Below are 15,052 nucleotides of genomic sequence, written 5' to 3'. Positions count from 1 at the left end.
TATGATGACGTTTGTTGTTAATTAAAGGATTATTATGAAGGTGTTGCACGTACTACCCTTAGCCCTGCTCGGTCTTGTGGCTATTCCACAAGCGAACGCAACTAATATCAAGCAGGACAATATCAATACCTGTGTCAATGGCGCAGTCAAATATAAAGTTGCTGATAAAAGCACTGCGACTAAGCTGTGTAATTGCACTATTGGTGTGCGCAGCAATATGACGATCGGTCAGATGTGGGAGATTGAAAGCTATGCCATGGACAAAAAAGATCCCTCAGGCCTACCTTATGTCAAAAAAATGCAGAGAGATTTGCAACAATGTACGACAGGTTTAGATCTCAAGTCACCGCAAAAACCTGCATAGTTTATATTTGCTATTTGAGCTTAAGTAAAGATTTATAAAAGACTGGTCACTACCAGTCTTTTTTTGTTGCTAGCCGTTGCCAATATCTAAGCAAAGTGTAAGACTGATATGCGATAAGCAAACTACAACAAAAAAGGTAGATCTATTATGGCAAAACCAACTTCAGAGACGATCGAGTTACCAGACTTTCCTGTCACCTTAGTACGTAAGCTTGATGGTCACTTTATTGAGGATAACATTAGTCTAAAAGAGCTGAGCGCGCATACAGACAAAGGACTGATACTTTATTTTTACCCCAAAGACAATACGCCAGGCTGCACCTTGCAAGCCACTGAGTTTACAACTCATGTGAGCACCTTTGAAGATCTAGGCTATAGTATTATTGGTGTCTCTCATGATAGCGTTGACTCTCACGAAAGCTTTATCGACAAGCATGACCTGCATATCCCGCTCATTAGCGATACTGACGAGAGACTATGCCAGTACTTTGATGTTATCAAAGAAAAAAACATGTATGGCAAAAAGACTATGGGGCTGGTGCGATCGGCCTTTATCTTTGATAAGCAAGGTGACCTGACTCACGCGCAGCGCAATCTACGTGCCAAAGGCTATACCGATAGATTATTGGATACTTTAACCCCTTAGAGCTTTAGATATCTCAAAACTAAAACACTTATGTCATTAAAATAAAAATTACTTATCTAGGACTATTATGAATAACGACTCAACGACTAACGAAAACTCAAGCAAAAAAGACATTACTCGCGAAGTTAAAGTCGCCGTTATCGGTGCAGGCACAGCGGGACAGAATGCTTTTCGTCAAGCCAACAAAGATATCAAAAATACAGTCATTATTAATGAAGGCTACTGGACAACGACTTGCGTCACTGTAGGCTGCATGCCAAGTAAACTACTCATTGCAGCGGCAGAGCGCGCCCATGAAGCCAAGTACTCTGAAGAGTTTGGAATTCATAGTGACGTGACTATCAACGGCAAACAGGTGATGGCACGCGTTCAAGCAGAGCGTAGTCACTTTGAGAGCTTTCTTGAAAAACAAGTCGATAGCTGGCCTGATGATAAAAAAATAGCAGGACGCGCGCATATCAATAAAGATGGTCTCATTGAAGTCAATGACGAGCTCATTAAATCTGACAAAATCATCGTTGCAACAGGGAGTAAGCCGTTTATACCTGAGGGCTGGGCGGACAAGCTTGGCGATACGTTACTGACTTCTGACACCGTGTTTGAGTTGTCAGACTTGCCTGATTCGATTGCCGTCATTGGCGCAGGCGCAGTAGGTTTAGAGCTTGCTCATGCTTTTAGTCGTTTAGGCGTTGCTATTACTTTGTTTAACCGTAATGACGGCGTGGCTGGTCTAAAAGACAAAAAGATTAATGCAAAAGCTATTGATTGTTTAAGTACTGATCTTGATATGAAACTTGGTAGCAAAATTACAGAAATTGATAGTGAGGTCGATGACAACAAGCAATTAGTCGCCTCTATCAAATATACTGACAAAGATGGTAATGAAGGTCATTGGCAAGGCGATTATGTACTGGTCGCAACAGGGCGAAGTAATAACATTAAACAGCTAGGAGTTGAGAATCTCGGCGTTGAATTAGACGAAAAAAATAGACCTAAAGACCTCGACACACATACAGGTCAGATTGGCGATCTTCAGGTTTACATCGTTGGCGACGCTAATGTCCATCAACCCTTTTTGCATGTCGCTAGTGATGAAGGTTATAGTGCTGGCAGTATTGCCTGTGATAATAAAAGTGATGCCTACATTCGCCCATCATCTCCTCTTTTATCCATCATTTTTACCGCGCCTCAGATTCTAAGTGTGGGCATGTCTATACCAGAAATAGAAGAGAGTCCAGAGCTTGAGTACGTCATAGGTAAAGCCAGCTTCGACAATCAAGGGCGTAGCCGCATTATGGGTGTTAACTGTGGTCTTTTGCATATTTACGGCTGTAAAAAGACAGACAAAGTATTGGGTGCAAGCATGGTAGGTCCGGATGCAGAATACATAGGTCACATATTAGCTACAGCGATTACCAATCGCATCACGGTAAAGCAGCTGCTAGATGCACCTTTTTATCACCCTACTATTTTGGAAGGACTACGCACAGCACTACGCGATGTTCAACACCAGATGGATATTCCTTACCAGGCTCTTGACACTCATAAGGATAACTCTTAGTCTTTGACAGTATAATGAGTATACAAATAACTTAGTTTGAGACTAACTGGTAATGACTCATTCATTTACTGATCTAAAACCAGTAGCTCACGACTTAACAAGGCTTGTATAAAACAATGACATTCGCTGGTATTGCTGATTTTTTTAAGGAGATATTGCGTGATCTCTATACCAGCTTGTATTTAGCAATTGGTGGCTCGGTAGAGGAGGACTCTCTTGATTGGTCCTCTCAAGTCGTTGATCTGGTCAGCACTGGTATCAAAATCCTAATACTGCTTGCGGTATTGGGGTTTTTTTATTGGCTGCTTATCTACTTAATCAAGCATAATAAAGAGCGCATTCACCTAAGTGATCGCCGCGAAAAAATCATGCGCTCAGTACTGCGCTATATCTGGATTGTGGCAAGTCTCATTGCTATTATGAGTCAGATTAATTTTGAACCTGCTACCGTAAAAGCCACTGCTAAGGCTTGCATTTGGGCGGGTATTTATTACGTACTCTGGACCTCATCAGGTCAAATTATTCATAGAGTGCTTCAGCATTATGGGCTAAATGCCTCCATTGAGCAGCTTCTCAAAAATATATTATCCGTCATCTTGCTGGTGCTGGGTCTAGCCAGCGTCATGGCGCAGTTTGGTTTTGATATTGTCTCACTGGTTGCAGGTTTAGGGATTGTCGGTTTGGCAGTTGGTTTCGCCGCGCAGTCTACGCTTGCCAACTTTATCGCGGGTATTACTATTTTGCTTGAGCAATCCTTTCAGGTCGGCGATTGGATCAATATCAATGGCAATGAGGGACGCGTAGTGGTCATAGCCCTGCGCACGACGCATATTTTGACTCGTGACAATATCACTGTAATTATTCCCAATTCCAACATGGCCTCCTCTGAGGTCACCAATTTGACCTCCAAGAACTTTGTGCGCTTTAACGTGCGCGTGCGTATCGCTTTTGAAGATGATATCAGTCAGGCACGTGAGCAAATACTTGGGGTACTTACCGACACAGAAGTGGTACTCTCGCGTCCTGAACCCTCAGCGACTGTAGCTGAAGTTGGCGAATATGGCGTGTTTTTTATCGTGCGCTTTTGGGTCAAACCCGCCTCAGTCGCCCGCATGCCCAAGATTAAAGAGGACATGCAAGAGCATATTAAAAATGCTTTTGATGCCGCTGGTATCTCAACCCCTTATCCGCACATGCGTCTGCTCATGCCAAAAGACGTTGACTACCCTATCCCGACCAAGCCTTTTGCGACAACGACGCAATCTATAGAGCCTGATGTGTCTTTAACCAAAGATAGTAAGTAGGCTTAGAGTATCTGATGTTACATCCACTCCTTTTTTTCTAAAAAGTCGTGTTGTAAATTTGCTTTAACAACTACTCTTAAGCGATAACGCTTGATGTGTGATAAAATCGTCGGTTATCTTATTATTCTTTGATTCGCTTTTTTAGCCAGGTATCTGTATGACCGAACCAACCGCGCCCGCCTCCATTCCAGTAGCATCAACGGAGCTATCTTACGATTTTATCATTACCTGTGCCGATGGCCTTGAGACGCCGCTGCAAACTGAGCTTGATAGCTTCGGTATTGCAAGCGATATCAAAAGCACTGGGCGTCTGACGGTAACGGGTACGCTACGTGACCTCTACACTATTTGTCTGTGGTCGCGTGTGGCGTCTAGAGTGCTTATGCTCATTAAGCGCAAAAACATCAATACTGAATACGATGTCGCAGAGCAGCTATATAGCCTCGCCAAGTCCGTCAATTGGACTGAGCAATTTAGCTTAGAGCAGACCTTTGCTATTCGCCTGTCTGTTGATAAGCGCGTAGCCGTCAGCCAGCAATTTGCGATGCTGCGGGTTAAAGACGCCATTGCCGACACCTTTAATGAAGCTTTTGAGAGTCGTCCTAACGTCGATAGCAAAAACCCAGATTTTGCGATATTTGCAACTGTTAATGATAAGCAAGCTGAGCTGTATCTAGATCTATCTGGTACTAGCTTGCACCGCCGCGGCTATCGCGTCGCTATGACCGACGCCCCGCTCAAAGAAAACTTGGCCGCCGCTCTACTCTATAGTGCAGGCTGGCACCAAAAAAACAACGATGGTACGCCTTTCTATAACGCTCTTGTAGATCCTATGTGCGGCTCGGGTACTTTTATTATCGAAGCCCTGCTCATGCATTGTGATTACGCAGTCGGCATTGACAAAGCAGCGAATCAGTTTGGCTTTTATGAGTGGCAGCATCATGATGAGACGCTATGGCAGGCGATGATAGATGAGGCGCAAACTCGTCATTGCGAGGCGCTAGCTATTGCCCTTGAGCAGCCTGATACCTTGCCGCTTATCTTAGGGTTTGATGCGGATGCAGGCGCTATTATCGCCACCGAAAAAAATGTAATTGCAGCAGGTCTTCAAGACTTGCTGCCCCTACTCGATATCGAGACGCAGGCGCTGAATCAGCTCAAAAGCACGCTACGTCCTATGGCGCAAGATGGTCGCTTGAGCAATCCTCTAATTATCACTAACCCGCCCTATGGCGAGCGCTTAGGTGAAGAGGATATGATAAGACCGCTGTACCAATCATTAGGACTCATTATCCAAGATAGCTTCGCAGGTAGCGGTGTTGATCCTATGCTCGGTATTTTGGCCGCCAATGTCGAGCAAGTCGATATCTTACCGATCAAAGAGCCGCAAACTCTACGCTGTCATAATGGTGCAATCACCGTTTATTTTCGCTACGGCAAACTGATTGCAGCGCAAGCAGGCAATCTGGTCAAACAGTTTGAGAAGCGCGAAATCGATGTCGAAGAAGGTCAAGACTTTATCAATCGCTTGCAAAAAAATCTGAGCAAACTCAAAAAACTCGCTAAAAAAGATAACGTTAGTAATGTGCGCGTCTACGATGCTGATCTGCCAGATTTCAAAGTCGCCATCGACCTCTACGGCGATTACGCGCACGTACAGGAGTATGCGCCGCCCAAAACCATACCACCAGAAACCGCTAAAAAACGCTTTAATCTTGCGCTAATGGGTATTCGTGAGGTGCTTAATATCAACCGTGAGCAAGTTTTTATCAAGACTCGCGCCCGTCAATCTGGCAACGATCAATACAGCAAACAGGCCACTACTGAGAAAAAAGGTAAGTTCTATATCGTACGTGAAGACGACGCTTATTTTTATGTCAACTTTACCGACTACCTCGATACCGGCTTGTTTATCGATCACCGTAATATGCGCGCGCGTATTAAGGCTAATAGTCGCGGCAAATCGGTGCTCAATTTGTTTGCCTATACTTGTACTGCCAGCGTCCACGCTGCGCTTGCAGGTGCCAAAAAAGTCACCAGCGTCGATCTGTCACAAAATTATCTCGATTGGGGTAAGCAAAACTTTGCACTGAATGGCTTAGACTTGAGCGGTAGTAAATACGCCTTTGTCGCTGCCGATATTTTTGAGTGGATCAAAGACAATACTGAGCAGTTTGACGTTATCTTTATCGATCCGCCGACTTTTTCTAATTCTAAAAAGTTTCAAGGCACCTTTGATGTCCAGCGTGATCATGCTGCCTTGATCAATCGCGCGATGAATCGTTTGACTGCTGATGGTGTGCTCTACTTCTCAAACAACTTTACCCGTTTTGAATTGGACGAGCAGTTGCTTGAGCGCTATGACATTACAGATATCACGCATCAGACCATTGGCTTTGATTTTAATATCAAAAAACCTATCCATCAAAGCTTTGAGATACGTCAGCGCTGATAACCAAAACACCGTTAATGCTGCTTTGATTCGCCCTTTTTTTGTTGTTATGATAGAGCGTTACTGAATTATGATGATATTGATTCGATGTCAGTAAATACATTTATTCTAATAAAAAGGATGCCACTATGGCTTTATCATTAAATAAAGGCGGTAATTTATCGCTCACCAAAACTGATCCCAATCTAACCAAATTGCTGATTGGTCTTGGCTGGGACGAGCGCGCGACCTCTGGTGCCGAATTCGATCTTGATGCTAGCGTGTTTTTATTAAATACGGCGGGCAAAGTACGCGGTGATCATGACTTTATCTTTTATAATCAGCTCAAATCTGACAATGGCGCAGTCGAACACACTGGCGATAATCGCACAGGCGAAGGTGATGGCGATGATGAAGTGGTTAAAGTCAATCTGACCCAAGTACCAAGCGACGTCGACAAGGTGGTAGTGACTGTGACTATTCATGACGCTGCTGCTCGTAGTCAGAACTTCGGTCAAGTTGCCAATGCTTTTATCCGCGTCGTTAATGAAGAGAGCGGCACTGAAGTGGTTCGTTTTGACTTAGCAGAGGACTATTCTGTCGAAACCGCGATGGTATTTGGTGAAGTGTATCGTCACAATGGCGAATGGAAGTTTCGCGCCGTCGGTCAAGGCTATTCAGGTGGCTTGCAAGCTATGTGTCAGCAGTACGGTGTTGATATCTAGTATAGCTTATCAATAGTTATTTAATCTAGCTGCTGGTATTTATACGATATCAAGTGATGGTCTATTACTGATCGCACTTGTTATCGTATTTTTGTGTAACGACTTGCCAAATATAAGGTCAAGCACTTTATATTTGGCATTTTGCCACAATACATATAGCTAGATTTAGAACGTAGCGTCGACATCATTATTAGTATTCATTATTAAACGCTATATAATGGCTTTTACTTAAACACTGCATGTTTAGAGACGCTATTTAAACTATCTTTGAGGTGGCTTATAACAGCTACCTTTTTATAGTGTGTGTCTTTAAAAGGCACGTACTTAGCCACTTGATTTTTATATTGCACTGTACAATCAGACAGGATGTGTCATGAGACATTTTTATTTAGATTTTATCTTCACCGCTATTGCCTTGGCAGTAGCCGCTTGGTGGGGATATTCACATGGTGGTATCGGCGGGCTAATCGCTACGCTATCGATTACTGCTATTTTGGCGGTGATGGAGATCTCGTTATCCTTTGATAATGCGGTCGTTAACGCCTCAGTGCTCAAAGGCTGGGATGAGTTTTGGAAGATGATCTTCTTGACCATCGGTATTTTGATCGCCGTCTTTGGTATGCGTCTGGTCTTCCCTATCGTTATTGTCGCAGTGACTGCTGACTTGGGTATGATGCAAGTTATTGATTTGGCATTGAACAATCCTGAAGAGTACTCAGCTCGCTTGATGGCGCATCATGCTGAGATTTCAGCCTTTGGTGGTATCTTCTTGCTTCTGGTATTTTTAAACTTTGTCTTCGATGACAAGGACATTCATTGGTTTGAGTGGCTTGAGAGCCGCCTTGCAAAGCTAGGTAAAGTCGATGCGATGAGTGTCTTTGTGGCGCTAATTGTGTTAATGATTGCCGTATCCTTTGCAGCAGAGACGCAAGCGGCTGCAGTATTGATCGCAGGAGTTTGGGGTATTTTGGTCTATTTGGGCGTTCAAGTTATCTCTGGAATGCTAGAAGGTGATCTTGAAGAGGAGCTAGATGAGCAAGGCAATAGTACCGGTCAAGCGACTAGCGCTATTATGCGCGGCGGTATTATCGGTTTCTTATATCTAGAAGTGCTTGATGCCTCATTTAGTTTTGACGGTGTGATTGGCGCCTTTGCAATTACCAACGACGTTATCGTCATTATGTTAGGTCTGGCCATTGGTGCGATGTTTGTACGTTCAATGACGATCTTTTTGGTCGATAAAGGCACGCTTGATGAGTTTATCTATCTTGAGCATGGCGCTCACTATGCTATCGGTGCGCTCGCCGTCATCATGCTACTGTCCGTCAAGTTCCATGTGCCAGAGCTGATCACTGGTCTTATCGGTATTGCCTTTATTGGTTGGGCGCTACTAGCCTCGCTTAAGCATCGTAAGATGGAGGCTCTGCTAAACCCTGCTGACGATGCTGACCCAAAGATTCGGCAGCTGGATTAGCAAAGTATTAATAATAGGTTATATCGACACCGTTGATATAACCTATTTTTTTACTCTAAACTTAGGGCAAAAGCCAAATAGCAGCGTTTTTAATGTGCAGAAGTATCGTTAAGTTACGAGTGTAGTGTGTCTTAGTAAACATATAGCGTATAGAAAAAATTCGCCTTGCTTACTCGCTATGGGATTAGTATAGTAAAACGTAACCACACGCAGTTTTGACGTTCTTATATGATTTAAATGTAAGCAATTAAATTAAAGGATAAATACGAGAGTTCAAAACTATCTAGCGTCGTGTGTTCTATCTCACTTTAATTATAAAACTAAAGGACAATTTTATGGCTATTAGCTTATCAAAAGGCGGCAACGTAAACTTATCAAAAGAAGCACCGGGCCTCACGAACATTACTGTTGGTTTGGGCTGGGATCCACGTGCCACCGACGGTCAAGAGTTTGACTTAGATGCTATCGGATTTTTGGTTGGCGAGTCGGGCAAAGTACGTAATGATCAGGACTTTATCTTTTTTAATAACTTAAAGTCAGATAATGGCGCGGTTGAGCACACAGGTGACAACCGTACAGGTGAAGGCGACGGCGATGATGAGCAAATCAAAGTCAATCTAGCCAGCATTCCTGCTGATGTGAGCAAAGTTGCGCTATGTGCTATTATTTATGAAGGTCAAAGCCGTAATCAGAACTTTGGTCAAGTCGGCGAAGCGTATATTCGTATCGTTAATGACAATGGTAATAGCGAGATTGCCCGTTATGACTTATCAGAAGATGGTAGCACTGAGACGGCGATGATCTTTGGTGAGCTCTATCGTCACAGCGGCGATTGGAAATTCCGCGCCGTTGGTCAAGGCTTTAGCGGTGGTCTTGGACCATTAGCGTCTTCTTATGGCGTTAATGTTTAGTCGCAGCTCTCTGATATTCTAATTCTTTAGAATAACTATTTTATAAGCTATCAAGGACGTCTCTTTACGTGTTTGGTAGCTTTAAAATTATTTAGGGTTTAATATTTATACGTGAGCTTTAAGGCACACATCAAAATTATCAGCATAAGGATTGGCAACTCATGGCGGCGACATTTAGCTTAATTGGTACTATTGAACCCTTTTTGCATTGTAATCTAAAAAAGGGTGATTCAATTTATTGCGAAGCCAATGCTATGGTGATGATGGAGTCCAACCTTGAGCTCAAAGGTAAATTGCAAGGCGGCCTTATGCAGTCGCTTATGCGCCGCTTTGCCAATGACGAATCCCTGTTTCAACAGCAGATTGAGGCCACAGGCGGGGAAGGCGATTGTTTGCTAGCCCCTACCCTTGACGGTGACATGCAAATCATCGATGTCGGCGCGCAGCAATATACGTTAAGTGATGGCGCTTTTGTCGCTGCACAAACAGGTGTCGATATTAGAGCCAATATTCAACGTAACCTTGGCGGCGCCGTGTTTGGAGATACCGGCGGCTTTATGGTCATGCAAACGCAAGGCAAAGGCCAAGTTGTCGTTTCAGGTTTTGGCTCCTTGTTTGAAATTGAGGTCACACCTGACAAAGACGTGATTATTGATAATGGTCATGTGGTCTGCTGGGACTCAAACCTTGAGTACAAACTCTCGGTCTCAACGAGCAAGAAAAAAGGCATCATGAGCAATATTATTAATTCAGTCACTAGTGGCGAGGGCATGGTACTTAACTTTTCAGGCTCAGGAAAAGTCATCATATGCTCGCGTAATCGCGACAGCTATCAGGGCTGGCTACAAAGCATCTTGGGTAGTAGCTCAGGTGGACGCGGCGGCGGCGGTGGATTTTTAGATAATATTTTATAACCTATTTTTTATATTCAAATAAATCTTTGCTTATTCGCGATTTATTCCACGCACACCTATTATAAGGATAACGACATGGCAGTTAGTCTACAAAAAGGTCAAAAGATCTCTCTAAGTAAAGAAGCAGGCGGCGAGCTTACCAAAGTCAAGCTAGGTCTTGGCTGGGATGTATTTCAAGGTCCTCAGGATAAAAAAGGCGGCTTCTTAGGTAAGTTGTTTGGCGGCGGTAGTGGCGGCGACTCTATCGATTTGGATGCGTCATGCATTATGTTCGATAGTAATAAGCAAGCGGTCGATGCCATCTGGTTTAGCCAATTACAGTCAAAAGACGGCAGTATCGTGCACACGGGCGATAACCGCACAGGCGATGGCGACGGCGATGATGAAGTCATCAATGTTGATCTTGCACGTGTGCCAGCTAATGTGGTCTCTCTCGTATTTACTGTCAATAGCTTTACCGGTCAAACGTTCGAGACGGTAGAGAATGCCTTTTGCCGTATCGTAAACGCCAATAACAATACTGAGGTCGCACGCTACAACTTATCATCACAAGGGACACATACGGCGATGATTATGGCAAAGGTTTATCGTCATAATAATGAGTGGAAAATGCACGCCATTGGCGAGACGGCCTCTGGTCGCACTTTTCATGACTTGATGCCAGCTATCACGCCGCATGCTTAGTACTATTTATTTAAAGATTTATTAGAGTCAAAAAACCGCCCAGCGTTAATCGTTAGGCGGTTTTTGTTAATGTGGACTGGTTTATCATGCTATTGCTTTACTTATGCTAAAGCGCTTACTTACTCCCCCGCTTCCAGCTAAAGCCCCAATTAAAAGCCTTGTCCATCTCTTGATGACCTTTAAAGTATTGGTTGATACGCTCAACATTGATACTGCCCTGCTGATTGACCAAGCGAGCAATGGCGCACATTGGCGAGTTATTTGAGCCTTCAGTTAATCTGGTCTCGATTGGCGGCTGATCAGGCACATGAATGGTTACGACCCCGTCTGTTTGTGCCCAGTTTGGCGCGCCCTCATAAATGAAGGCAAAGATAAATACCTCTTCGATTTGCGCCCACTGCTGACCATTGATATCGAGCCACTCGCCGCCGCTCACTTGTCCGGTTCTATCATCAGCACGCAATAGGACATAAGGCGCAGACTGCAAACTACCAAAACGATTGCCCAAGGCTTGGATTAACGTTTTCTCACCGTTTTTGAGATGAATCATTGCGCCAACGTCAAGATCAATACCACCTGATTTATGCTGCTTAAACAGATCACCCAGCAGCCCTTTTTTGGGCGCTTGCTTAGCGGTGTCTGGGCGCTGATTCCAATTTAAGTTGACTGATATTTTGCCAAAATCGTCGCGTTTTTTTAGATTAATACTGGATTGATTCTTGGTTAAGGTGATTTTGCTAAGGTTAATTGAAGGACTAGCGGGAATCGGCGGCGGTGTACTGGTTTGAGTGCTACCTGCCTTTTGGGTATTGATAGGCTTTTGGGTATTGATAGGCTTTTGGGTATTGATAGACTGGTTCTGGCTTTGTGCTTGCACAGGTGCATCATCGCTGATTTCAACGCCGAAATGCTCGGACAAAGGTTTTAGGCCGCCCTCAAATCCTTGAGCGATAAAGCGAAACTTCCAGCTGCCTTGACGACGATAACATTCTGCTAAGATAATCGCTTTTTCATTGCGACCGCTCGCGCTCAACTGACTCGTTAATAGCACTTGACTGCCTTGCAATACTTGGATGTCGACATCGCCGATCTGTGCCAACGTCTGCGCACTTGAGAACGCCAGAGCAATCTTATCTATAGTTGCAGGCTGCGCTGGCAGATTAATATCAAAGAATCCATCGCTGTCGTGACCGCGAAAGCTCACGCTACCATCATCGCTGCGGGTCTGCCCATAAAATATCATATCGCCATCGCCGCGCACCTTGCCCTCGCTCGTTAAGCGGTAAGCGGCGCAATCAATCGCGTTTTGACTCAAAATACGGATGCTAATATTATCAGTTGGCAGTGGCGCATTGGCACCAGCAACCAGTTGTTGGACTTGGGTTTGGCTCATGAATAATCCTTGATTGTCTATAATAGTGTAGTCTGATTGCCCTATAGTAGCATGGATGCCATCAGCTTTTTAATGCTCGATTATGGTATTTATAGCTTATGACAGTGTATATAATAATGCTGATATTCATCACCGATTCATTGGATTAATTATGCCCAGCGACACTCGTACTACTACAGATATAACCAGTGTTTGGCTTGCAGAAGGACAGTCAAGCCAGCGCGATATGCTCGCAAGCTTGCAAGCTCTCAAAGCAACATCTAACACACCATTTCATGTAATCGCTTCACATCGTCATAATAGACCTGAGATATTTGAATGTGCAGATAGTATTTATCGAGAGCCCCATTTAAGTATCAGCGATGATGAGTCATTGACAGATAACCCTGTTGAAGCTGAGCCTACTATGCCGCGTTGGCAGTTTGTATTAGAGCAAGCTCAACAACAAAAGGTAAAGGTGCTCCTCACGGGTCGCAATGGTATCGATTATGAAGCGCACCGTGATACCTTTAGCGCTGCTGGTATTCGTCTATTGACGGGCGCAACGAGCGTTGACGCCTTAGAGTCTATCGATGATAAGTTTGCCTTTATGCAGCAATGTCATGCTCATAATATCCCCGTAGCAGACGCTTGGCGGTTTGATACTACCGCTGAGCTAAAAGCCCTGCTGGCCCAGCATGGTCATCAGCCGCTATGCGTAAAGCCAGTCACAGGTATCTTTGCCCAAGGATTTTGGCGGCTTGACTCTAGCAAAGCGTCAGATGAGACCTACGATAGCTTTGAGCACTTGTACTTTACCGAAGCCAAAAAAATAAATACACAGCAATTTATAAGTGCTTATACCAATAGTCAAATGGTAAAAGAGCGCCCTATTCCTATGCTGCTTATGCCTTTTTTACCAGGACAAGAGTACTCTATCGACGTGGTTTGTGAGTATGGCGAAGTCTTGGCCGCCATCACCCGCCATAAGACGGGAAAAGTTCAGCACATTGGTTATGAGAAGCCGGTTATGGAGGTTGTCGTTCCGCTGATTAAAGCCTTTGGCTGCGACGGTATCGTCAGCGTACAGACCAAAGCTGATGATGAAGGCCTGCACCGCGTCCTTGAGATCAACTCGCGACCCTCAGGTGGTATCGGTTATACGGCTCATAGCGGCGTCGATCTGACGCAAGTGGGATTTGGTTATTGGCTTGGACTCACGGACAAGCCCAAACTTGAGGATATCGTCAAAGAAATCACACCTTGTCAGGTACGCTCGATTATGACCAGTGTGAAGATAGAAGAGCAAGCACTATAGTAAGGTCGTTTTTATTCTGGGTCATTACCTATAATAAGATGCGCCTTTATCATAGGTAATGATTTAATGGTTGTTGGCACGTAATTCAGGAAACCGCTTGATCATAACGATAACGAGTAGCAGCGCTAACACAGCAATAGCAGCGCCGACGTAACCCACGCTTGAGAGTGAGATATAGGTGACTGCGTAACCGCCTAGCAATGCACCCGTACCTATCCCTAAGTTGATGATGCCAGAGAACATCGCCATCACCATGTCTTGAGCGTTAATATCGATTTCTATCACTTTGGATTGGATGGTCAACATCAGCAGTATCATGGCGGTACCCCAAACTATGGTGACTATGCCAAATAACCATATCGACGTTGCCGTCCATGACATGAGTAGCATTGCGCCTATTATGAGCACCGTGGATGCTAGCATCATGGTCGTGCTCGATCTGTCACTCCAGCGACTAAATATATAACTGCCGATGAGTCCTGCGCCGCCAAATAATAATAAAATAAGCGTCACTAAGTTCTCACTCATCGCGCCGACCCGATTTAAAAAAGGTTCGATATAAGTATAAGCGGCATAATCTGCGGTAAAGATGATAAAGCAGAATAAATAAAGGCTGACCAACAAAGGATTATTAAGCAGTTCTGGAATTTTTCTAAAGGAGCCGTTAAACATACTGGGCAATGTGGGCAGCAGCTTTGCTTGTAGCACAAACACGATAAAAGCGATGATTCCGATACCTGCAAAGGTGGTACGCCAGCCAAACCATTGACCTAATATACGCCCTATAGGCACGCCTAATACCAGCGCTAAAGACGTCCCTGTAGCCAATATACTAAGCGCTAATGCTCGCTTGCCCTCAGGCGCTACTCGCAGCGTTATCGCTGCAGTGATGGACCAAAATATCGCGTGCGAAAAGGCAATCCCTACTCGGCTCACCAAGAGAACCTGAAAACTCCATGCAAATACAGATAAAGCATGACTGGCAATAAAGACTACAAATATAGCCAGTAGCAAGCGCTTACGCTCAAACCTACTGGTCAATAGCATCAGAGGCAATGACATAAGAGCGACGACCCAAGCGTACAGCGTCAACATCCAGCCAGTCTCAGCGGCTGTAATCGAAAAGTCTTTGGCGATATCGCTGAGCAGTGCTACAGGGACAAATTCTGTAGTATTAATCACAAAAGCGCTGACACCCATCAAGATCACTCGAAAGTACTGCGTGCGGCGAGATACTGAATCCACCTCAAAGTTATTTTCCATATCACTGACTACTATAAAAAAGTGCTCAGATAGCACGGCTGACCCAAGAATGAGTGCTAGGACCTAGGAAATATGAGTAAAGAGTA

13 protein-coding genes are annotated in these 15,052 nt (G+C 44.4%); 11 read left to right on the top strand and 2 right to left on the bottom strand.

The annotated features are described in order from the left end of the window. The first annotated feature begins 34 nt into the window (after window positions 1–34). From ACTXGE_RS10875 to ACTXGE_RS10830, 10 genes are all read left to right on the top strand, one after another. Window positions 35–364: a hypothetical protein gene (locus ACTXGE_RS10875; protein WP_443543408.1), complete on the top strand. Its 330-nt coding sequence runs from the start codon at window positions 35–37 to the stop codon at window positions 362–364. A 147-nt stretch (window positions 365–511) separates the two neighbouring features. Continuing rightward, window positions 512–1,009 carry a peroxiredoxin gene (locus ACTXGE_RS10870; protein WP_443543410.1) on the top strand — a complete coding sequence of 166 codons (498 nt, stop codon included), beginning with the start codon at window positions 512–514 and terminating at the stop codon, window positions 1,007–1,009. 67 nt (window positions 1,010–1,076) lie between these two features. Then, window positions 1,077–2,570 carry a dihydrolipoyl dehydrogenase gene (locus ACTXGE_RS10865; RefSeq protein WP_443543412.1) on the top strand — a complete coding sequence of 498 codons (1,494 nt, stop codon included), beginning with the start codon at window positions 1,077–1,079 and terminating at the stop codon, window positions 2,568–2,570. A gap of 116 nt (window positions 2,571–2,686) precedes the next feature. Beyond that, window positions 2,687–3,874: a mechanosensitive ion channel family protein gene (locus ACTXGE_RS10860; protein ID WP_443543414.1), complete on the top strand. Its 1,188-nt coding sequence runs from the start codon at window positions 2,687–2,689 to the stop codon at window positions 3,872–3,874. 157 nt (window positions 3,875–4,031) lie between these two features. Next, window positions 4,032–6,326 (top strand): bifunctional 23S rRNA (guanine(2069)-N(7))-methyltransferase RlmK/23S rRNA (guanine(2445)-N(2))-methyltransferase RlmL, encoded by a 2,295-nt coding sequence (gene rlmKL / locus ACTXGE_RS10855; protein WP_443543416.1) that lies wholly within the window; start codon window positions 4,032–4,034, stop codon window positions 6,324–6,326. 128 nt (window positions 6,327–6,454) lie between these two features. Then, window positions 6,455–7,030, top strand: coding sequence for a TerD family protein (locus ACTXGE_RS10850; RefSeq protein ID WP_317198560.1), 576 nt, complete (start codon window positions 6,455–6,457; stop codon window positions 7,028–7,030). 373 nt (window positions 7,031–7,403) lie between these two features. After that, window positions 7,404–8,504 carry a DUF475 domain-containing protein gene (locus ACTXGE_RS10845; RefSeq protein ID WP_317198561.1) on the top strand — a complete coding sequence of 367 codons (1,101 nt, stop codon included), beginning with the start codon at window positions 7,404–7,406 and terminating at the stop codon, window positions 8,502–8,504. Window positions 8,505–8,839: 335 nt separating this feature from the next. Continuing rightward, window positions 8,840–9,415 (top strand): TerD family protein, encoded by a 576-nt coding sequence (locus tag ACTXGE_RS10840; protein WP_317198562.1) that lies wholly within the window; start codon window positions 8,840–8,842, stop codon window positions 9,413–9,415. A gap of 161 nt (window positions 9,416–9,576) precedes the next feature. After that, window positions 9,577–10,329, top strand: coding sequence for a TIGR00266 family protein (locus tag ACTXGE_RS10835; protein ID WP_317198563.1), 753 nt, complete (start codon window positions 9,577–9,579; stop codon window positions 10,327–10,329). A gap of 75 nt (window positions 10,330–10,404) precedes the next feature. Beyond that, entirely contained in the window at window positions 10,405–11,013 is a 609-nt protein-coding gene (locus tag ACTXGE_RS10830; RefSeq protein WP_317198564.1) for a TerD family protein, read from the top strand. 115 nt (window positions 11,014–11,128) lie between these two features. On the opposite strand, the gene ACTXGE_RS10825 is transcribed toward ACTXGE_RS10830, so the two are convergent. After that, window positions 11,129–12,406 (bottom strand): TerD family protein, encoded by a 1,278-nt coding sequence (locus tag ACTXGE_RS10825; RefSeq protein ID WP_443543419.1) that lies wholly within the window; start codon window positions 12,404–12,406, stop codon window positions 11,129–11,131. A 151-nt stretch (window positions 12,407–12,557) separates the two neighbouring features. Between ACTXGE_RS10825 and ACTXGE_RS10820 the strand changes: the two genes are divergently transcribed. After that, entirely contained in the window at window positions 12,558–13,703 is a 1,146-nt protein-coding gene (locus ACTXGE_RS10820; RefSeq protein ID WP_443543421.1) for an ATP-grasp domain-containing protein, read from the top strand. A gap of 63 nt (window positions 13,704–13,766) precedes the next feature. On the opposite strand, the gene ACTXGE_RS10815 is transcribed toward ACTXGE_RS10820, so the two are convergent. Next, on the bottom strand, window positions 13,767–14,966 hold the full coding sequence (locus tag ACTXGE_RS10815; RefSeq protein WP_435949278.1) for a sugar transporter: 1,200 nt from the start codon (window positions 14,964–14,966) through the stop codon (window positions 13,767–13,769). Window positions 14,967–15,052 lie beyond the last annotated feature (86 nt).

This window comes from Psychrobacter sp. T6-4, from assembly GCF_052258425.1.
Taxonomy (GTDB): Bacteria; Pseudomonadota; Gammaproteobacteria; order Pseudomonadales; family Moraxellaceae; genus Psychrobacter.
Note: the sequence above shows the minus strand (reverse complement) of the source record. Positions and strands in the feature narration are given on the sequence as shown.

Bases quoted from the DNA above. Each gene is read 5' to 3' on its own strand.
- ACTXGE_RS10875 (WP_443543408.1), top strand. From the start codon at position 35: ATGAAGGTGTTGCACGTACTACCCTTAGCCCTGCTCGGTCTTGTGGCT.
- ACTXGE_RS10870 (WP_443543410.1), top strand. From the start codon at position 512: ATGGCAAAACCAACTTCAGAGACGATCGAGTTACCAGACTTTCCTGTC.
- ACTXGE_RS10865 (WP_443543412.1), top strand. From the start codon at position 1,077: ATGAATAACGACTCAACGACTAACGAAAACTCAAGCAAAAAAGACATT.
- ACTXGE_RS10860 (WP_443543414.1), top strand. From the start codon at position 2,687: ATGACATTCGCTGGTATTGCTGATTTTTTTAAGGAGATATTGCGTGAT.
- rlmKL (WP_443543416.1), top strand. From the start codon at position 4,032: ATGACCGAACCAACCGCGCCCGCCTCCATTCCAGTAGCATCAACGGAG.
- ACTXGE_RS10850 (WP_317198560.1), top strand. From the start codon at position 6,455: ATGGCTTTATCATTAAATAAAGGCGGTAATTTATCGCTCACCAAAACT.
- ACTXGE_RS10845 (WP_317198561.1), top strand. From the start codon at position 7,404: ATGAGACATTTTTATTTAGATTTTATCTTCACCGCTATTGCCTTGGCA.
- ACTXGE_RS10840 (WP_317198562.1), top strand. From the start codon at position 8,840: ATGGCTATTAGCTTATCAAAAGGCGGCAACGTAAACTTATCAAAAGAA.
- ACTXGE_RS10835 (WP_317198563.1), top strand. From the start codon at position 9,577: ATGGCGGCGACATTTAGCTTAATTGGTACTATTGAACCCTTTTTGCAT.
- ACTXGE_RS10830 (WP_317198564.1), top strand. From the start codon at position 10,405: ATGGCAGTTAGTCTACAAAAAGGTCAAAAGATCTCTCTAAGTAAAGAA.
- ACTXGE_RS10825 (WP_443543419.1), bottom strand. From the start codon at position 12,406: ATGAGCCAAACCCAAGTCCAACAACTGGTTGCTGGTGCCAATGCGCCA.
- ACTXGE_RS10820 (WP_443543421.1), top strand. From the start codon at position 12,558: ATGCCCAGCGACACTCGTACTACTACAGATATAACCAGTGTTTGGCTT.
- ACTXGE_RS10815 (WP_435949278.1), bottom strand. From the start codon at position 14,966: ATGGAAAATAACTTTGAGGTGGATTCAGTATCTCGCCGCACGCAGTAC.